General features: G+C 39.4%; 15 protein-coding genes. 1 reads left to right on the top strand and 14 read right to left on the bottom strand.

All coding sequences use genetic code 11. From position 1 onward, the window contains the following. Positions 1 to 145 precede the first annotated feature (145 nt). The 12 genes from ftsY to hpsA form a co-directional block, all read right to left on the bottom strand. Positions 146 to 1,741 (bottom strand): signal recognition particle-docking protein FtsY, encoded by a 1,596-nt coding sequence (gene ftsY / locus UYK_RS0104360; protein WP_009459803.1) that lies wholly within the window; start codon positions 1,739 to 1,741, stop codon positions 146 to 148. Positions 1,742 to 2,005: 264 nt separating this feature from the next. Further along, complete coding sequence (gene nusB / locus UYK_RS0104355; RefSeq protein ID WP_009459802.1) at positions 2,006 to 2,638, bottom strand: transcription antitermination factor NusB; 633 nt, start codon at positions 2,636 to 2,638, stop codon at positions 2,006 to 2,008. A 102-nt stretch (positions 2,639 to 2,740) separates the two neighbouring features. Then, complete coding sequence (locus tag UYK_RS0104350) at positions 2,741 to 3,514, bottom strand: DUF502 domain-containing protein (RefSeq protein ID WP_009459801.1); 774 nt, start codon at positions 3,512 to 3,514, stop codon at positions 2,741 to 2,743. Positions 3,515 to 4,144: 630 nt separating this feature from the next. Then, a complete protein-coding gene (locus UYK_RS0104345; RefSeq protein ID WP_009459800.1) occupies positions 4,145 to 5,029 on the bottom strand; it encodes a glycosyltransferase family 2 protein in 885 nt (294 codons plus the stop codon). Between the two features lie 145 nt (positions 5,030 to 5,174). Beyond that, the gene (gene hpsJ-B / locus UYK_RS0104340) at positions 5,175 to 6,014 is read right to left on the bottom strand and encodes a hormogonium polysaccharide biosynthesis protein HpsJ (protein WP_009459799.1); all 840 of its coding nucleotides are present in this window, start codon (positions 6,012 to 6,014) and stop codon (positions 5,175 to 5,177) included. A gap of 351 nt (positions 6,015 to 6,365) precedes the next feature. After that, on the bottom strand, positions 6,366 to 7,001 hold the full coding sequence (locus UYK_RS0104335; protein ID WP_009459797.1) for a TIGR04282 family arsenosugar biosynthesis glycosyltransferase: 636 nt from the start codon (positions 6,999 to 7,001) through the stop codon (positions 6,366 to 6,368). A 32-nt stretch (positions 7,002 to 7,033) separates the two neighbouring features. Beyond that, positions 7,034 to 7,657 (bottom strand): pilus assembly FimT family protein, encoded by a 624-nt coding sequence (locus UYK_RS0104330; protein ID WP_009459795.1) that lies wholly within the window; start codon positions 7,655 to 7,657, stop codon positions 7,034 to 7,036. A 270-nt stretch (positions 7,658 to 7,927) separates the two neighbouring features. Further along, entirely contained in the window at positions 7,928 to 8,893 is a 966-nt protein-coding gene (hpsE, locus tag UYK_RS0104325) for a hormogonium polysaccharide biosynthesis glycosyltransferase HpsE (protein WP_180962863.1), read from the bottom strand. 111 nt (positions 8,894 to 9,004) lie between these two features. Continuing rightward, the gene (locus tag UYK_RS0104320; RefSeq protein ID WP_009459791.1) at positions 9,005 to 9,718 is read right to left on the bottom strand and encodes a pilus assembly FimT family protein; all 714 of its coding nucleotides are present in this window, start codon (positions 9,716 to 9,718) and stop codon (positions 9,005 to 9,007) included. Positions 9,719 to 9,754: 36 nt separating this feature from the next. Further along, positions 9,755 to 10,696 (bottom strand): hormogonium polysaccharide secretion pseudopilin HpsC, encoded by a 942-nt coding sequence (hpsC, locus tag UYK_RS0104315; RefSeq protein ID WP_009459789.1) that lies wholly within the window; start codon positions 10,694 to 10,696, stop codon positions 9,755 to 9,757. A 33-nt stretch (positions 10,697 to 10,729) separates the two neighbouring features. Further along, a complete protein-coding gene (gene hpsB, locus UYK_RS0104310) occupies positions 10,730 to 11,401 on the bottom strand; it encodes a hormogonium polysaccharide secretion pseudopilin HpsB (RefSeq protein WP_016870966.1) in 672 nt (223 codons plus the stop codon). A gap of 53 nt (positions 11,402 to 11,454) precedes the next feature. Beyond that, complete coding sequence (gene hpsA, locus UYK_RS0104305) at positions 11,455 to 16,248, bottom strand: hormogonium polysaccharide biosynthesis protein HpsA (protein WP_026086355.1); 4,794 nt, start codon at positions 16,246 to 16,248, stop codon at positions 11,455 to 11,457. 696 nt (positions 16,249 to 16,944) lie between these two features. Between hpsA and UYK_RS0104300 the strand changes: the two genes are divergently transcribed. Next, the gene (locus UYK_RS0104300) at positions 16,945 to 17,703 is read left to right on the top strand and encodes a class I SAM-dependent methyltransferase (RefSeq protein ID WP_016870964.1); all 759 of its coding nucleotides are present in this window, start codon (positions 16,945 to 16,947) and stop codon (positions 17,701 to 17,703) included. A gap of 318 nt (positions 17,704 to 18,021) precedes the next feature. On the opposite strand, the gene rpmB is transcribed toward UYK_RS0104300, so the two are convergent. Together rpmB and htpG are read right to left on the bottom strand one after the other, a co-directional pair. After that, complete coding sequence (rpmB, locus tag UYK_RS0104295; RefSeq protein WP_009459782.1) at positions 18,022 to 18,258, bottom strand: 50S ribosomal protein L28; 237 nt, start codon at positions 18,256 to 18,258, stop codon at positions 18,022 to 18,024. A 222-nt stretch (positions 18,259 to 18,480) separates the two neighbouring features. After that, a complete protein-coding gene (gene htpG / locus UYK_RS0104290) occupies positions 18,481 to 20,457 on the bottom strand; it encodes a molecular chaperone HtpG (protein ID WP_009459780.1) in 1,977 nt (658 codons plus the stop codon). Positions 20,458 to 20,622: the final 165 nt, after the last annotated feature.

Here is a 20,622-nt window from a genome sequence, read left to right as displayed (position 1 = left end):
CTCGTGACTTTATTCTACAACAGCTAGGACAAGAGATAGGCTGAAATACACATATTCAAATTCCTGTCAATGCCTAAGTTCTGTATTTATCATTTCTGATCCCTTATAGCCGATCCCTGATCCCTAATCCCCGATTCCCGACCTACTAGCCACTCAAAAGCGCTTCTACAAACTCATAGCTAGAAAAAGGACGCAGATCTTCAATACCTTCACCAGCACCAATGAAGCGAATTGGTAAACCCAGCTGCTGTACTACAGCTAAAGCCACACCTCCTTTGGCGGTGCTATCCAATTTTGTGAGAACTACACCTGTGAGTTCTGCGGCTTGAGAGAAAACTTCAGCTTGACGCAATCCATTCTGACCTAAAGTTGCGTCTAATACCAGCAATGACTCTATTTTGGCATTGGGTGCTTTTTTATTAATAATCCGACGGATTTTGCTGAGTTCTTCCATTAAGTTTTTCTTATTTTGTAGTCTGCCTGCGGTGTCTACCAGAAGTAATTCACTTTGCCGTGCTATTGCCGCATCGATCGCATCAAACACAACAGCAGCTGGATCAGTATTTTTCCCAGGATTGGCAATTACTTCTACACCACTGCGATCGCCCCAAACTTTTACCTGTTGTACAGCAGCAGCACGAAAAGTATCAGCTGCCGCAATCAAGCATTTATAGCCAGATTTTTGTGCCAAGTGAGCAATTTTACCAATAGTAGTAGTTTTACCAGCTCCATTGACCCCTGTGATTAACCAAATATTAAAAGCATCTTTTTCTGGCGCGAAAAACTGCTTTTGGGATTTCTCCTGTGGTCGATCCAGCATATCCCGGAGAATTTGTTTGAGGTAGGCGATCGCCTGTTCTGGTGGCAAAGCTTCTTCGCGCAGTTTGTTCTGCAAGGCGGTGATAATGTAATCTGTTGCTTCCACACCCACATCTGCCTGCAACAACAATGCCTCAATTTCTGCTACTCCGGCTTGATTTAGCGGTCCTTGACCAACAATTGCCTTGAGTTGGTTAACAATATTACGACGGGTTTTATCTAAACCCTGCCGTAGCCTTTTGAGCCAAGTAATTTCTTCAATTGAAACGTCTTCTGCGCGCCTACCCTGTGCTGCTAGTACTTCTGCTGACCATAAAAATCCTTCATCAAAGTCTAGTTCGGGTATAGCTTCGGTTGTTTCTGGAACCTCAGTCGCAGATGCAGTTGGTTTGACTTCTTCCGGTTCTGTGACTTCGATCGCAGTTGCCATTAAACGTTCTTGTTTTGCTTGTCGTTCAGCCGCTGCCTTTGCTAGTAAAGATAAACCAACAGGTTCTTGTGGTGGTGTTACTGCTTCAGTTGAGGTCTTCTCTGAGTTTTCTTCTAATGTGACAACTGGCGTTTGGGGAACATTTTCTGTTGGTGGTTCTGGTGCTGATGGTGTGACTTCAGCTAGGGTTTCAACCTTTTGTGCGGATAATGTTTCTGTTGTAGTTTCTAATGTCGTTTCAGTTACAACCTCAGTTGTTTCCTCACTAGTTGGAGTTTCTACTGACTGAGATTGTTGCTTTTGTTGAATATTTTTATAAGCAGCTTTAGCGAAGGCAAGTAAATCTGTTGCTACAGCTTGTTCTGTTTCTGCTGTTGGCGCTGTGGCTGATTCTGTAGGAGATGGCGTTGCGGCAGGAGTTTCTGCCTGTTTTTCTGGGGATGAAGTATCAGAAGAATCAGTATGTTGACGACGAAACCAATTAAAAGCCATATTTTAGTTAGTGGTTGGTAGTTGGTTGTTATACCAGACGTGCCATGGCACGTCTGTACAATAGTTAGTAGTTAGTGCTTGATGGTTAGTAGTTATTAGTTAGTAATTAATGGTAATTCTTTAACTCCCCCCACTCCTCACACTCCTCACACTCCACCCTTACGGGAAGCCGCGCAAAGCGCGTCTACACACTCCTCACACTCCCAGACGCTTCAAACAGCGCGTCTCTACATTACTCCCCACCTCCCGATCTCCCCATCTCCTCTAAACAGGCTGTTTTTGCTGTTGCGTAACTCGGCGGAGAACACCGTTAATAAACCGATGACCTTCATCTCCACTGTAACGTTTGGCTAATTCCACAGCTTCATCAATTGCTACACTGTTGGGAACTCCCAAATATAATATTTCTGCTACAGCAATTCGTAAAATATCACGATCAATTTGAGCCAGACGAGTCACTTGCCAATCTACTAGCGCTAGGCTGATTTGCTGGTCTATATTTTTGCGTTCTTCGTCGATTGTTCTGACTATTTCAATGGCGTATCTGCTAACTTCTTTGTCTTGGTTTGCTAGCTGAATTAATTCTGGAAACTCAACAGCTGCACTTAACTGGTTAATTGCTGTTTGAGTAGAAGTTATTGCTTCTTTCACCATCGTTCTAGCAACATTAAGGTCACTAGCGCGAGTTTCGCTACTGAGGAGGCGATCGTTACTGCGTTGTAGTTCAGCGACAGCATTATCCAAAGTATCTTGCACTTCTGAGCGCAGGGTGCGTACTGCTGCTAACACCAATTTTGGTAGTTGGTCTTCAGTTAATTTTTTAGGATTGGCTGGCAGCTGAGAAAGGCTCAGAAGTGCCAATTCGCGGGCAATTTGACGGGGTTTCCTGGATTGCATATGAATTTAAGTAAGAATGTATGGGGAGTATAAGTCAGGTGAATATCAACGGAGTTAACAGTATATCAGTAGTGTTTACTTGTTAATTTACATTAATCAATTTTAAGTATCTTCAACAGGAAAAACCTGCCGTTTTGCTTCTAGAGGTGATACTTCTACTTTACGGTCTTTGGTAATAATGACAGGAGGCAGGGGAGTGTTAGGGGCGACAATACCGCCAGAAACAATAATTTTGAAGGCGTCTTCTATCGACATCGACAGGTTGACTACTTCATCTTCAGGAACTACCGCATACCAACCAGTGGTGGGGTTCGGTGTTGTGGGGATAAAAATACTGAGCATAGGACGAGACATATTCGCTTGGATATCGCTGCTGACAACGCCAGTAACGAAAGCGATCGCCCAAATTCCCTGACGAGGATACTCTACCAATATTACACGGCGAAATTTACCATTTGTATCTTTGAGTATCGTCTCTAAAAGTTGCTTGAGGGTTTTGTATACCTGTCCAGCCAGGGGAATTGCCTGTAAAAATCGCTCACCAAAATCTAGTAACCAGCGCCCTACAATGTTCCTAGCCATCAAGCCAATTAGGAGAATACTTAGTAATGGCACCATTAACCCCACTAATAAATCTAGTAGATTTACTAAGATGGGGTGCATTCCAACAAAGGGATTTAATTGCTTGGGAATGCGCGTGAGAAAGTTAATGACCCAACTAGCAATGGTAATCGTCAGCCAAATGGTAGTTGCTAGAGGAATCACTACCAACAAACCAGCAATCAGGTCATTTTTTAAGTCCTGCTTCCAGCGATCGATTACCAAACCCTGATTCTCCTTTTTTAAGCTTGTAGAATTTCTGTTATCAATATTCATAACAGCAGTTTTAACAAATAGCTAAGACAGACCTGGACATTGAAAAGTCGTATTTTGCTGTTTAATTCAGCAACTTGTAGCTAAAGAACAGCTATTTTTCTAGCTTGATGAAAAAATTCAGCAACAGAAGCCAGAAGATCAAACATTGCTGTACTGTCTCCTCACCTCTGAACCCAATTTTCATCGCTTAATTGAGTTTGAGCATGTAGACTTGTACCAACTGTGATAAAAGTTGGATTATCTCAAGAGAGCATTAATTTACTTTTTAAAACTTGTAAACGATTGTTGCAAGTTTTTGGGGTATCTCTAATACTACCGCGTGCAATCCCAAGCTGGTTATTATTCCATAAGTATTTATTAGATAGCGTTTTAATCAACTTCTTGAACAAGCTAGTCTGACAACATAACTTTGGATGATTCTAAAAAATTTATTTCTGTAATGTTAATTTCTATAAACTATATTAACGGTAAGGGTATGTGGGTGTGAGGTCTAGAGGAAAAACTAGCCCCAAATAAAAAAGATACAAGCTGATGCTACTTGACCCCAGTTACTGATGGAGAGAACTGTCTTGCTGCGTGCTAACTCCCTTATGGCAAGGAAAAAGTCAAACGCAGTTAATCATGTTTTCCCTAAAACCCTACACCCTTGTTTTTGACTGTTGTCACTTTTTTGTCAGGTGATTGTGTATCTAGATCTAATATAGGCATATGCTTCATTTCCCAGATTTTGAGTAAGATAAGATACTCATAGAAAGTTTGCAAAGAACACCATGCCAACCCAGCACGTCCATCCAGACACCCACCTAAGAGAAAATACATATATATAAAACGTAGCAAGGGTCTAGCGGGTAGACGCAAAGACAAATCTTTGAGGGCACGTCGGCGTTCAACTTCTGACTTACCAAAGAATAAATCCCACCAGAGGATTTTTCCATTTTCTAGTTGATGCAGCGTTTCTTTTGCTTCATCAGTAGAGTAACGGTTGTGCTTTTCAATCCAGCGACTCAAGCCTTTGCTACAAGTGTAGTGGAGATAGGTTTGTTTTAAAAAGCTTGTTGCGCCGTCACAAACTTCTCTTTCTGTATGACCATAATCTGTAAACCAAACCTTACCATGACGGAAAAGCCGCAGTTGGTAACGAGGATACTGAGTACTGCGGCGAATCCAGGTATCCATAAATATTACGCGTTCGGCAACGTAGTAACCAATGTAACTTGGATTTTGCAGTGCTTGGTTGCATTCAGCGAATAGTTCTGGTGTCATGCGTTCATCAGCTTCTAGAATATACACCCATTCATGTTTTGGAGGTATGTTTTCTAACATCCAAGTCCGTTGACGACCGTGGCTTTCAAAGGCATGTTGAACAACACGAACAGGGTAACTACTGGCAATTTCTACAGTGCGATCGCTACTGTATGAATCTACAACAACAATGTCATCTGATAGCATTGCTGACTCAATACAAGCCGCAATATCTAGTTCTTCGTTATAAGTCAATATATAGATTGAGAACATTTGAAACTGTTAGTCAATAGTCAATTGTCGTTGGTCACTATATTATTCTCCTCATACTCCCCCCACTCCCCCCACCCCTCACACTCTCTTCCAAATGCGTGAATTTTGAATTCTTTTCTTCCCACCTCCCCACCCTCTTAAGTTACTAGCGTGCTGTAGCTTTACGTACTGAACCACCTTGAGCAGCACCCATACCTCTTAAACCTGTCCAGCCGATAATAATGTATCCGATAGACAGCAATAGACTGCTCATACCAATTCGCATTCCAGATTTCCAGGCTCTTTGTTTAGCTTGTTTTTCAGCTTCTTCCTTACTTTGACGAATTTGGTTGCGTCGTTGATTTGCAACCTGCTGTGGGTCGCTTTGCTGAGCTATAAACTTGTCAAGTTCTTGAGGATTTTGTTTAGCTTTTTTAAGTACCTCTTTCACAGGTGGCGGAACATTCGGACTCTCAAGTGCTTGTTTGTACTTCTGCTCATCTTTGAGTATTTCAGTTAATTGAGCTTTGACTTGGACTTTCTGCTTTTCTAACTCAGTTTTGACTTGGTCGTTGCTCAACTGAGCTTGTACCTGTGATAATTGATTGTCCAGTTGAGTTTCTGCCTGATCTGCTTGTTTGTTGATTTGTTCTACCTGTTGCACGCTAGCTTGACGTACATTATTCAGGTGCAGGGGAAAAATCAGCAAAAACATCAAGCCTAAGATACTAGATAGTACTAATGCAGGGAATCTCAAATCTATACCAGACGGGCGACCATCTTCAGTAATATCAGCCCAATATCCAGCAAACAGCATAGCTAACCCTACTAAGGGTACAATCCCTCGGTCAACCAACGCTGTTGCTAAATCAATTTGCCATAAGCGATTTGTAGGTTGGAAGGGAAACAACAGAATTACAAAATCTAGTAAAAAAGACAAAATTAAAATTATTCCAACCACCTTCAGGGTACGAGCAGCAGTGACAGCAGCAAAATTATTATTCATAATTCATCTCGAATCGATAAGAATGAGTGACTATTTTATGTCAAGTTACCTAAATATTGTTCCTAATACCTGAGCAACTATTGAAAACCTGGAGTATTTTTAAGTCGGTAATTATTTTTCTATGTCATTATCAATACACCAAGGTAACACTTACAATTGAGCCTGTCCTCAGATAAATTATAGTGATTACTAATACCTAGAGCTTGAGTGATAACTAGGAAGTTGGGGATTGGCGAAAGGGGACAAGGGAGACAAGGGAGTGGGGGAGCCAGTGCAGTCTTGTTGGTTTCCAACAAAGAGCAACTGGCGTGGAGTGTGGGGAGTAGAATAATAACCACTAACCACTAACCACTAACCAACAAAAATTTGTTCCCAAATAGACAGATCCTCTGGACGGTCAACATCAGCTAAACTTGGCAAATAAGCCACTGATAAATTAAGTTGATGGCAAATAGCCACAGTTTGTTGCAAGACTTGGGAAGTTCCCCAGTCTATATCAACGAATAATTCTAAAAAAGGACGCTGCAAACCGATTAGATAATAACCACCATCTATTGCTGGTCCAAGCGCTATATCCCACTGCTGAAGTTTTGTGAAAGCCTGAGCAAGAATTTGGGCATTGACACCAGGGCAGTCAGTGCCGATAATGACTACTTGTCGCGCACCTGCATCAAACGCATCTAAAAGTGATCGCGTCATCCGCTGACCTAAATCTCCCTCACCTTGATACTGGTAAATTAAATCAGTTCCTAACCAATTTTGCATTAATTCCAAATCACCGCCACTAAAGCGTACTTCCACAGAGATGGCGATCGCTTTTTGCAATTCTTGAACCTTAGATAGGGTATACTCAGTCATCTGGCGCTGAACATTTGCAGCACCTCCAGCCCCCAAAACAGGTATCAGCCGAGTTTTTGTCAAACCTGGTTCTGGATAGCGAGTAAAAATTATTAAGTGCTGCTTGGCAATTTTGGGTGATTTCAGCACGCAATATATATTTGAATTCAACCAATAATATCTTAATAGCAATACTTGCCATTTTCGTTAGCTTTGATATGGTCTTTTCCCATACGTATTGCTCCTAAAAGAGTAGAAATATAAACGCAACGCTTTGCTTTACCACCGTTTTGACTGTATAAGGTAATTTGTCCTAGTGATTTTAGTGATGTATGAAGACATTCATCTCCAACTTCATAAATTGGACAGCCTTGATAGTTAAATACTACTCGCCACACTTTTTGTGAAGAATGCTTTCTGAAAGTTGTTTCGTATTTACCTTTCTGATTTTTTTCTTGAGCAATACGAATATTAGTATCGAGATTATGCCATAACTTATCGTTGGTACTAATAGCACTAGGAATAAATTGTCCTGCTTGAGCTTGATGCACTGTCCATTGAATAAGATTGTTTTGTTCGCGAAAGCTAACTTGCCAACTTAACTTTTGCTTTGTGGCTTCGTTTTGAGCTTGACGCATAGCTCGATAAATTTCATCTTGGGCAACGTTGAGCCGTTGACTTTCTATAAAAACTAACCAATGAGGTACAACGATTATAGATAGTATACTTACTATAAATATGGTGACTAAATTTTCCAGGAAAGTAAATCCATAGTTCCTGTTTTTTTTGTAAAAAAAATCGTACATTAACTATAAACAATAACTAACACGTCTATTGCTAGTTACTGGGATTTACTAAAAAATCCGGATATTTAATTTATTTTTTTACTTTAATTAAAAGAAGCGAATAATTATAAAAACTAATCTTTTAATATTAGTTTCCAAATAATAATTTTTCATCTCCTTGTTGTGGGTATCATTAACTATGATGTCTTGCACCTAAAGCTGATGTAATATCCAAGAAGACAGGGAAAATTTTTTTCACTTAATATTGGAGGTGAAGGGAACAGATGCACTTTATTTAGAGAGGTAGCGCTGTAAATATCCATGCCTCCATAGGTAGAAAGGACTAATGAAACTACTTATAAAAAGTTGCATTTCACACGCTGCTACCAATTCAGTTTTAATTTTCCAGCGATACTTGAGTAAATGGATAATAATCTTACGTAAATCATTGAGCATGTAAGCAGCTAAAGCTATTGGTTTTTGCCAAGATTTTAAATTGACTGTGCGAGTTATGTAGCGACTAAGTCCAATTCCACGAAAAAAAGGAATTAAATATTCTCTTTGTAAACGCCAAGAAGGAATCTGATGATAAATTTCCATGGCTGGATTATACCAAATTTCCCAACCTGATTTTTGAATATAAGATAATGCTTCTAAGTCTTCACTTGTAAGCATATTGCCAGTTACTCTACCAGACAAAATAGTTTCTTTCGGTAAGCTTTCTAACCAAGCTTTTCTGCAAACAACAAGCCCCGCAGATGGTGGAAGCAATTTTTTGTGAGACGAATATAAAAGAGGCAAATTACCTCGTTCTGTAATAGCCAAGAATGGGGCTATTCGTTGAAAATTTTCTGGTGGTTCTACTTCAAATTTTGGATGAATTTGACTACCATAAGCTCCTGCTTCTGGATGAGATTGACCGAAAGCATAAGCTGCTGCAACCCAGTTATAAGTTGGGTAGTTATCATCATCCAAAAAGCCAATAAATTTTCCCTTGGCTTGTTCAATAGCTGTTTTGCGAGCATATGCTGCTCCTTGTTTTGGTTCAAAGCAATACCTTAAGGGATAGGAACATTGCCAAGAAGATTGATAACTGCGAACAAGAGTAGCAGTATTATCTGTACTGTTGTTATCTACAACAATAATCTCCCAAGAAAAGTGTTCAGTGGAAATTTGATTTTGCAGTCTTTCTAGTAGTTCAGGTAAACGGCTTGCGCCATTATAAGTAGGGATAGCTACAGTAAAGTCAATATGCATAATCTGAGCGCCAAATAAAAAAGCACCTGATAAACTATTTTCAACTTCAGGTGCCATATTAGTGTCCCGTGTAATTACTAAATTTATATATTATTTTTGATAATAAAATTGTTACTCACATGCAGTATCCTTGCCTGTTTGTAGTGAACCTAAAAGAGTTTTTACAATTACGCATCGCTTTGTATTAGTTGCTTGAGTAGGATTACCAGGTTTAGCTATGGCAACTGCTACAATTAAGCCTTTATTACCAATCTTACTATTTTGTACAGCAGTCAAACCATCATTTTTGGTTTTAACTGTTAGGTCTAAAGCACCCATGTAATCAAATGTTATCGTTTGTGGTTTGCTAGTGGCACTGAATACAGGATTAGAAGCATAACTGACAGTACTACTGCTGGTATTTTCACCTGTAATGTTAGTTCCAATAACTAGCTGTCCGGGTTTAATATCTAAATCCCCTAATAAATTTTCCCAATCCGAACTATTAGGAACAGCATTTGTACCATCAGAGTTTTTTGCACGATATATAGCAAATTTTTGAATATTATTGTCAGTTTTAAAGCTAACACTGTAACTGAGCTTTTCCTTTTTCGCTTCTCGCTGGGCTTCTTGGAGTGCTGCTAAAACAGCATCATTAGCTTTATTTAACCGTTGTCTGTTGACAAAAGCAATCCAGCCGGGTGCTGCGATCACTGCCAAAACTCCAATTATCACTACCACTGCCAAAAGCTCAATCAGGGAATACCCTGCCTTAGATTGAGTGGAGTCGGAATCAAATTTTGATTGTGCAATCAATAATCTTACGCATACAACTAGGCCACACATAGTTAAGCTGCCCTGATTTTACAAACTTGAGAATTTTTACTGAGTAAATAAGAATCCACGTCCTTTTACACGTATGCTGGCTTGCGGAAAATAAACTTTGTTTTGTTCTATGTTTTGATGGAAGTTAAGATTGTTTTGCTGAATACGAGCCAAAGCATTACCACGTAAATAAACTTCAGCAACAGTCTTGTCTGAGTCTACACAGACGTAAAAGCCACGTGTTATTACATTGCCCGTAGCAACATCATCTCCACTGCCAGAATATTTTGGTATTAATTCACCCATAGAGCAAGTTGGAGCTGTATTTGTAGTACCAATAGGTGTTTGATCAATGTAGTCAACCAGTGGCAGAATATCTTGGGTATAGTTTTCACCAGTCTTTTTTGTCCATTTATTCATTTTGGTTTTCAAATCACCTTCATCTTTGAGATCGAATAATTGAAAACCTGGATCGCGAGTACTTTCTCGCTCAGCATCAGTCAGTCCATAGCCATTACTGATTTGAAATCTGCCAATTCGCGCTGCTTTTGACCATGTAGGGTTATTGTCTTTTATTAAATAGTAGGCAACTAATGAGTAAACAAAAGTATCATCTGTTCCACTTCCTACTGTTAGTGCGCCAGGGATAAATTGACGTTTCCAAAAGACAAGAATAGGAAAGTAATTATCTTTTTGATCATACTTAGGTAGTTGTTTTCTAATGGCTTTAATGCCATCAGCGTTATAAATAAAAACTGCCTGCTGCAAATCACGTGCTATAAAATCAAGAGCTGCTTTGATTTCTTGCTCAGAGTTTATTTTGGCTTGCTCTTTCCTATCTGTGTCCATGATGTTGATCATGAATCCTAATAAAGGTGTAATCACAAGAAAGGCAAGGAGCAGAGCAACTAATAATTCAATCAGAGTAAATCCACTGATTTTTTGTTGGCTCTTAAAGTGTTTCAGCTGATTCATCAAAATCCATTTGAATGGATTCATAACACTACATTTTCCCCTTGAGGTTACGAAGATTTAACATTGAGATTGAGAATTATCCTTATTTTTTAAGCGATCGCAGAAATTACTGAATGTTGTTGATTTATTAGATATTTCTGTTGATGTTTCCAACAGAGGAGCTTGTATTGGTGATAAACCACTCCCACCAGTAAAACTTCGTTGTTGCTTAATATCAGGAGATGCTTTCAATGTAACGCCGCTTTGAAAAGCATCTGCTCTGTATACTCGCAATCCTAATCTGTAGCCATCATCAGCATTAGTAGAATTGGCGTTATATCCAAATGCTTGGATGATCATGTCTTTAGAATTATCCTGGGTGCAGCCTCCTGTATCTGCATCTACGCAATACAGTTGAAATAGTGTAGAAGCAGGTGATATTGAACAGATAGCACTTCCTGTTGTCGGACAAGATAAAGTTCCTGAGGGTGCTGGTATTGGCGGATCATTCTTTTTGCTGATCGGAGGTGCTACAATCTTTGCAGAACGAACACCGTCAATGTAGGTTTTGGCAGCATCTGTAGCTAACTCAACACGCTTTGCTTGCACTCGTGTTCCCACAGACAAAACAATCACAGGGGCGATCGCTGCTAGTAAAATAGCAACAACAATTATTGCTATTAATGACTCAATGATAGTAAAACCTAACTGACTGGACAGGGATAGTTGCTGTTGTTTGTGGTGAATCATATCTCAGCAATTAAATAATCCTAGCTTTTCGTTAAATGCAGAACTAGATGAAATTAAGGGCATGTACCACGTTGGTCTTGGCTAAGAGCGTATTTGTAATTACTTCCATAGATCGTGGAAGGAGCATTTTCATAACCACCAGTACTGCTGTCTTGAGCAGCACATAGCAAAGTTTTCACCCAAGCATCATCTCTTCCGACTTCTCTGTAAAATTCGTTAGGAGGGTTAGTTGCAGGTGAGGTAAAGCGTTGCGAGAACAAATCAGGTAACTGAGTTAACAAGGCTACGTCATAACCCCAGAGACGTTGAGAGCCTGTATAAAAGGGTGTACGACCAAATCTATCATTATTGGTTTGGTTAACACTCAGTCTGTAGGCTTGAGGATATCCAAAAATAGTTCCTGTAGAACTGTACCCTGTAGAAGAATTATTGTATGTTTCAGTAAATACTTGGAACGGTGCTGTAGCAAAAGAACTACGTTTAAACTGGATAAAAGCACCAGCGGCTATGTGGTTAACAAGGTCGGTGTTATTAGGACCATTTTGCCAACGCTCTAAATAACGTACAAAGTTTTCTAAACCACCATTGCTTTCAACTGGACGTCCTGGAGTATCACCCTGAGCAAAGACGAGATTGGTTTCTGTAGGTGTAGCGGTTTGCATCCAGTTACCTGTAGTCCTCGCATCACCACTGTCGTTGAGCGTACTTGTATTACTACTCGGCGATGTCAATGGATACTGAATTTGTAGAACTGGTATTAAAAGCGGTTGCTCTGTGACTCTTGTTCCACTGAGGCTACTGCGATTTTCAATCCACAGAGGGTAGCTATGGCCATAATTGGCAGTGTTACTTTTATCTGTTTTAAACCAAAGAGCTCTTTGATGTAATCTGGGTCGATTACTAGAACTGTATGCAGGGTAAGGAGTGCCTGCAATTGTAGTATTAGTGTAAGGATAGTAGTTTACCTGCCCTGCATTATCTGTCTTTCCATCAGAGGGATTATCAGTACCTTTTATGCCCAAAGGAATTGGTCTACCACCAGATAGGATTAAATTACCGTTACTATCTCTGAGGAAGGCAACACGACGGGGAAAATGTCGGTCTGCTGCATTCAAGGCAGGTCTAGCTGTAGTACCAGCTCCTAGTTTATCAACTGTAAAGTTAGAATCATTTGGTAATATACGCTTTGTACCCGAATCCGTTGCCTTGTAATCCCAGTCAACAGTGCTACCAGCTGCATAACCTACACTCCAATCACTAGCTCCACAAGCTGTAATTGTTGGTTTACGACAAAGTTCCATGACATACTCTGGAAAAGGTACCCGACGTTGAATTGGGGTAACAAAGTTGTTGAAGTAGGAACTTTGGATGGGCTTATTATCTAAATCTGTAGGATTACCGTAGCTACTATTATTATCTTTCCAAGGAAAACTAGTGACAAAGTTGTTATCCCAAAAGCCATTGATTTTAGCAGCAGCTGAAGCTGTGATTTGAGTCTCAGAAACCGTTGTATCGGCTGCATCTCCATCACCATTTAAATCAAAGCCAAACTTTGTCTCGTCAACATTTCCCAAGGGCTTGTCACCATCACCATCAGCATCAAAAGTAACAAACACCGGATTACGATCTTTATCGATGACATCATAATTAGTTCTTAAGTCATAGTCACCTTCTTGGCGGAAGCCCAAGCGGAAGTTTTTTGACAAAATTGTAATTGCATCAGCTATTACCGAGGCTGATCGCCATGTTTCACCAGTGGTGCAACCAGAAAATTGACCCGGGCGACAAGCAAATTGTGGATTCAATGTTTTACGTTTGTAAAAGTCATTACCCCAGCTGTTAGTAGATTTCAAGAGAATATCTGTAAACTCTTCTTGTGTGTGGATGTTAAAATTCCCTTTAATGTAAACTGGTAGGTTTGATGCTAGAGTTAGACCTTTTTCTTCAGGTTTATAAGTACTATTTCGGCTCAAGTCACTGCCATTAATTAGCATAATGCCGTTAGGCCGCCGAGTTGGGTCTAACCTAAAGTCAGTAGCACTTACATCTTTACTTGCATTGCTAGCGTCTGGCAGTGCATCATCACGGGTGGCATAAATAATGCCACTATTTGGAAATAGAAACTCTCCACCTGTCTTTGATTTTCTGCGTAACAGGTCTAGATCTATAATCGTGGCACGAATTTCTAATGGCTGTCGCAGTTCTACATCTAAATCGTAGCTTGTTCCCGATGCCGATTTATCAATAGCCTTTATCTGCCTTGCATCCAAAAAAGCAGTTTCCATAATCGCGCCATGAGGAATTGCAGAGTCTGTAGGACTGCCAATTGTGCCATCTAAAATCTTTAAAGCACACATTGCAGAATCAACTGCTGATTGTTCTGCTAAGGTTAGTGACTTACTAGCTGCTATTTTGTCTAAGGCCTTTTTAAGCTGTTCATTTACCAACCGTCCGTTGGGGTACTTTAACTGTGCTTGGTAATTCAATTCTGCTTCATAACCTGTTGTTGATAGAGAGGAAGCGGAGTAGACGACACCGTTGTGGGATTTGCCTGGATTGTCATTAACGTTGGGCAATCCAGTTAAGTTTCTATAGTTATCTCTTAAACTAACATCTGGTAAACCTGTTTGATTTCTGGCTGTCGTACTGTTTGTAGGATCGTAGTAGCTACTGACACAAGCGATCGGTGTTTGGTAATCAGTTGGAGTCTTAGGATCGTAGGAATCGTCTTGGTAATGATAAACCGCCGTAGCCCGCATTCGCAGGTATGGTGTTTTGTCATCGGGTAAGCCCTCGGGCTTGGTGGTAACACCCATTGGCATATAATCTGGCCAAATAATCTTTTGGGTGTCAGTAAAAGTATTATCGCTAGGATTATAGTCATTGGGTAAGTAAATTCCTGCTCCCGTAATCACTCGCAGTCCTCCAACCACATCCAGTGATCCTTGGGGTTTTTGTGCTGCTGATTTTTCCCAAAAGCCATCCCGATCAGTCATTCCTAGATCATCTAATTGGTAAGCTTGGGTGAAGCGTTTGCGCTGATTAGTGTTGTTATCCCATTCTTTGCCAGAAATTACCTGACCTTCTTCGGAGCTAACAAATTTACCTTTAGTTGTACTGTATATAAACTGCGGCAGATTGTTACCTACTAAAACGCGATCGCCGATTCGTTCTTCTTTACCTAAATTCACCTGTACTGCTGGATCGGTTGCCGACAGATGAAGTTTCTTCGTACCGTTATCTTTAATGTCAATGTTGGCATAGTTGGAAGCCGTCTTACCATCACTGGGATCATAAGGAAAAACCCATGCATCTACCGGTCGTAGAGAGTTACCACTTCCTTGTAGCGGGCTATTTGTTTCATAATCATAGCTAGTAGAACCAAGTGTATATTTCAGAGGATTACTATTAAAAGGAATCTCTGCGTAGGGAACACGCCGAGTTCGCTTTCTAAAGTAAATCCTTAGCTGTTCATCACGTACCGCAGCTGGATCTAAAGTCGGATCAGCAGCAATTTGTCGGTCAATTTGCTGTTGAACTTCTTCAGGCAGAGCGGTTTTACTTGGATAAGTAGCGTTTGTTACTGCTACTAGATGGTCAATTCGCTTAGCATAGGCCTCATCATTGAAGGCTGCTGTATTTCCGTAAACTGACGCTGGTACGGTTTTTTTTGTGTTGTCAAGTTTATCCTGGACAATTGCAATATTATCTACGTCATAGCCTTGATTGAACAAATCTACAAAAACACCAGAACCGGAGGAGCTTTCATCAACACGGCTATTGATGACATTGCCAGCTACAATTATCTTGCTATTTTCCTCTGTGTAGTAACACGATTTTGGGCTGCTGACCAGATAATATCTAATGGTATTAGAAGCAGCAGTACCGGATTGCCTTGTCAACAAATTACCATTTGTGAAGATACGTCCATTGATGTTGATACCAAATCCTGGTGCAATCTCTAGATCATTTTCATAAAGAACTGCATTATTATTCAGAGGTATTCTTTCTCTGTCCTGTTGATACTCCAACGCTACAAAACCTTTATTGCCACTGAACTTTTCATAATTACTACCCAAGCCTGTTGTATCAGTGATCGGTACGGTCGCAGTGTATATAAACAAGCTTCTTTTTAGCTTGCTACCAACTTTATACCAGCCCTGACTACCTACTAAATCGGCGCTAGTAGCAACATCACTCTGACATTTACCACCAGTTGCACCTTCGTCCATGGGTTGTGTTCTTGCTTCTAGGGGATTTCTGGGTCTATTACTAGTAGGAGTACGAAAATAGATACCATAAAGGGTATAACTATCTAATTTACCGTTATTATCAGTATCAACAGGGTATTTCCATGCTGTATTCAGAGTCTCTTCATCTTGAATACCACTTGTAGAATTAAAATCTTTCACGACTTTGAGCGGTGTTTCATCACCAAATGTGAATTCACTGATATTCTCACCAATAACTTGAGTTAATGAAAAGTCAGACGGAGTTGAACGTGGAAGCCGTGGATCTTTAAATAGTTGATCTATTTTTGCTTTGGCTCTTTCTAAAGCAGGTGATGCTGCATTTAAAACAGCTTCATTCACGCGAACATTACTAGCATTTTTAGAACGTTCAAAAGACCGAAATAAGATAGCAGTAGTTAGTAGCACTACCACCAACGATACCATTACCACTGTTGGTAACACAAAGCCTGCATTTATCCAATCTGATTGTCTCCTAGTTATTAAGAAACATCGCAGTAGCCATAGACTTTGCTCTTTCATTATTGGTGAAGAATTATTGCAAAGTTTTTGAGATATTTTTTGTATTTTCCTGACTAACTTGCGTTTTGGAGACATAACCTAATTTCCTGCTAAGTTTTTTTGAGTGTCTATTTTATGGGCAATTAGAAATTCAGCCTTTCGATAAATTTCGCAGGCACTGTGCAAAGCTTTATTTATATAGCTACTGCCAGATATAAACGTAAACATAAATGCAGTAGCAACATAAATAAAAAATCTTGAATTTATATTTTTGATAATTTCTTATTATTTATCCAGAAAATTTCTATTTTATCTGAATAATTTAATTTATAACCGACAAAGGATAATAACGCCATAACTTCACATCCAATTTTGTGATTTTGTTTCAGAGCGAAGTCACTTGATGACTATGTTTTTAGCAAAGTAAGCTTATAGTACCCACTTGTGATAGTAAAATTATCAACCTGCTAAAAATTAAGTAGTTAGGTATAAATAAATGAAAGGTTTATGGTGGAGGCTTCAGCCTTCAGTACGAACAGATGTCTGACTTTTGTTGATATGAAGCCCATGCTTTCTAATGCCTCAATACTATAATGGCAAGTAAGTATGACAAAGTCTTAAATTTATTATGTAGCGATTATCGCTTAAATTTAAGTAATATTACTATATTATGCATTTGATCTCTTCTTCTTTATATTAAGGAGAGTGGTGTTAGACAACTGAAATATCATCAAAGTATAATGTATAAATTATAATAGGATGCCAATCTACGTACGCAATGGAGAATACCCAATGTTTCCAGCAAATAGAGCAGCTGAAAATTTTTCATCCATTTTTATAGATAGAAAGTATTTGATTGCAAGAATTTGGTCAAATCGAGAACTAAAAAAATTTGCTCATCTTTTTGATGGAGATATTGTAAATGTTAGTGGTTGGCAAGATGCTGATAAAGAGGGCAAACGGTATAAAGATTATTTTATAAATGCTAGTAGTTATACGATCACCAACTATAAGCCTGAAGCAATGGGATTTCAAGGATTAGAGAATGAATTTTTTTTGGATTTAGCTAGTGAATTACCAAATGAACTAATCAATAAATTTGATGTTGTATTCAATCACACAGTTTTAGAACATATTTATCAAGTAAATACTGCTTTCAAGAACCTATGTTTGATGAGTAGGGATGTCGTAATACTGGTTGTCCCGTTTCTACAGCAAATGCACACAAATTATGGAGACTACTGGCGATTTACTCCACTAACTATAAAAAGAATGTTTGAGGAGAATGGTATGTCTCTACTATACTTAAGCTTTAATAGTCATAAAAATGCTTCGATATATATATTTAGTATTGCTACTAGGCATACTTCAAAATGGCAAGATAAAATTAAAGGTCAGTTTTCTTATATAGAACAAAAAAGACCATTAGACGGTTTTGAATCTTATATTGGTTGTCATGCAATTCAGAATGAATTTTACGTACTATCAAAAATGTTTGGCAAGTTGAAAGATATTTTATTCCACCCTTTTATTAAGAAAATTCAAAAATAAAATACATTCAATCATGCACGAAAATACAGGAAAAGTTTAAAATGTCCCAGTCTAAACCAATTTTTTTGAGTAACTGGGTTTTGCTATTGTAAGTAAATAGACCTAAACTCTTGGATAATTTATATTTTTACCTTTTTATTTGCCTTCATCCCCCATTTACAGGGAGATGAAAAACTTCTTCATTGAGTAACGACTGTACTATGGGATTTTGCCCAATGATTTTTTGTACAGTGTTTGATAAATTCGTAACGTGAAAGCTTGTTTTAGAGGCTAAAGCGCCTCATTACAAACATAGTTACGAACTACTCAATTTTCTGCCTAGTAATGATTGAGATTAATCCCTGCTTCTTTAGCCATAGCTGCTAAACCTTTCTTTTCTAAGGTTTTGATAGCTTTGGTAGACAATTTGAGTCTCACCCAACGATTACCCTCGGGCCACCAAACGCGCTTGCTTTGCAGGTTGGCATTCTGAATACGCTTAGTGCGGCGGTGGGAGTGGGAAATTGCAAAGGCGTTATTGGCCTTTTTACCAGTTAAATCACAGCGACGAGACATAGGATAATCTCCGATTTATTTTGAACACGATCTTCTATTGTATAGCTGCTTGCGGGTGGTGGAGAAAGCTATTGAGGTGGTTGAGAAACAGGTGCAAGACCCCACAGGCAATTATATTCACAAGGAGGAGATGAAAATATATCTCCTCCTAAATTCTTACACCCAAACTACCCCCACACCCATTTTCAAGACAGGTATAACTTTATCCTTCCTTAATGGGGGTTACTTAGTTGCTTGTTCTGTCAACTTCGTTAAGACTTCATTAGAACGTTCAACAAAGCCTTTCATTCCTTCAGCATCAAATCCTTTTTGAGACATCAGTGCCAAATCATAAATATGTTGGCAAATCATGTTAACTAACTGACCTGTAGGTGATTCACCTCCACCCTGAATAATACTACTTTGACTAAGGGTTGCTAAGTTCTGAATCAGGGGGTGGCTAGTATTTACCAACAGAATATGCTCTTCGGGAAACTCTACCGTTTGCTGTTGCATGAGTGCATTCATTTCCCGGAGGCGACGCAAAATCTCTGGTAGCAACACCATTGCGGGAGGTGTGCTTTGGGGATTATCTGATTTTAAGGCTTCAGTACGGATGTTTAATTTAGGTTTGTTGAGTGCTTTCTCGAATAACTCCTTAATCACTTCACTGCGGGTTTTATTTGTTTTGGGATCAACTATCTCTGTAGCTTGATCTTTATCTAGGAGAGTTTGATCCAAGTCAGAGTCTACACGCGTAAATTTGACATCTTGGAATTCACGTTCGAGGAAATTAATAAAGTGGGTGTCGATGAAGGAGTCCATAAACAGGACTTCCAAGCCTTGTTTTTTATGAAGTTCTACGTAGGTGGCTTGTGCTGCTTCATCGGTGCAGTAGAAAACGCGGTTTTTGTGGCGTTCTTTGTTGCGTTCTAAATATTCTTTGAGGGTTGTGTAGGAATCACCTCCAGAAGATGCAGGGGGAGTGACATCTTGCCAAACGTCTTCCCCTTCGGATTGTACTTGTACGGCTGGGGTTTCGGAAGCAGTTTGGTTTGATAGCTCAGCAGTACTGCGGAAAATTAGGATGTCTTCGACTTGCTTTTTAAACTTTTCATCGTTCATCACCCCGAATTTAACGAAAGTACCGAGGTCTTTCCAAGCGCTGATATATTGATCGCGGTTGTCGCGGTAGAGTTCTTTAAGGCGATCGCCTACTTTTTTGGCGATGTAATCACCGATTTTCTTAACGGTGCGATCGGTCTGCAAAGCACTGCGTGATACATTTAGAGGAATATCACTGCTATCAATTACACCCCGCATCGGCAAAAGAAATTGGGGAATAATTTCTTCGCAATGATCGCTGACAAAAACTTGATTGCAGAATAACTTAATCTGCCCTTTGGTAACATCAACATCCGGTCTTAGTTTCGGAAAATACAGAATACCATTGATGATAAAAGGATAATCTGTATTCAAATGCACCCATAGTAGGGGGTCTTCTTGGAAAGGATAGAGGTAGCGATAAAACTCTATATAGTCTTCCTTACTTAAATTACTGGGAGACTCACGCCACGGTGCTTTTTGTCGATTTAACACCTCGCCATCCAGTTTAATTGGCACTGGCATAAAATCACAGTAAGTCTTGACAAGATTTTTGATGCGTGCAGATTCTAAATAATCTAGTTCTTCCTCCATTAAATGGAGAGTAATTGTTGTACCACGAGCCGTACGAGATGATTCTTCTAGGGTGAACTCTGGCGAACCATCACAAGTCCAGTGAACAGCCTGCGCTCCTTCTTTGTAAGATAGGGTATCAATCTCGACTTTTTGCGCCACCATAAAGGAAGAGTAAAAGCCTAGACCAAAGTGACCGATAATAGGCTGGTCAGATGTGCTTTTATACTTCTGAATAAATTCTTCGGCGCTAGAGAAAGCAACTTGGTTAATATACTTTTTCACCTCATCTGCTGTCATCCCGATACCGTTATCGGTGATGGAGAGGGTTTTATTGTTTTTGTCTATAGCAATTTGAATTTCTGGTTCACCGATATCGCCAGAGTATTCTCCAGCACGGGATATCATGTTCAGTTTCTGTATGGCATCGACGGCGTTGGATATTAATTCCCGCAAGAAGATTTGGTGATCTGAGTAAAGAGACTTCTTGATAATCGGGAATATATTTTCAGTATGAATACTGATGGTTCCTTGTTCTAGCATAATCTCTAATGAAAAATACCAAACGCTTTAGTGATCTTCAAACAAGAATACACTAACACTCTCTGTTACTAGAGTGTAGGAAGGAGCAAAGTTGCGAACAATCAGAATTTTAAAAGCTCTACTTAGGTAATTAAACCCTCTTAATAGCACTGTTTGCCCTATAAT

Source organism: Fischerella thermalis PCC 7521 (assembly GCF_000317225.1).
Lineage (GTDB): Bacteria > Cyanobacteriota > Cyanobacteriia > Cyanobacteriales > Nostocaceae > Fischerella > Fischerella thermalis.
This window is presented reverse-complemented; position numbering and strand designations above follow the sequence as displayed.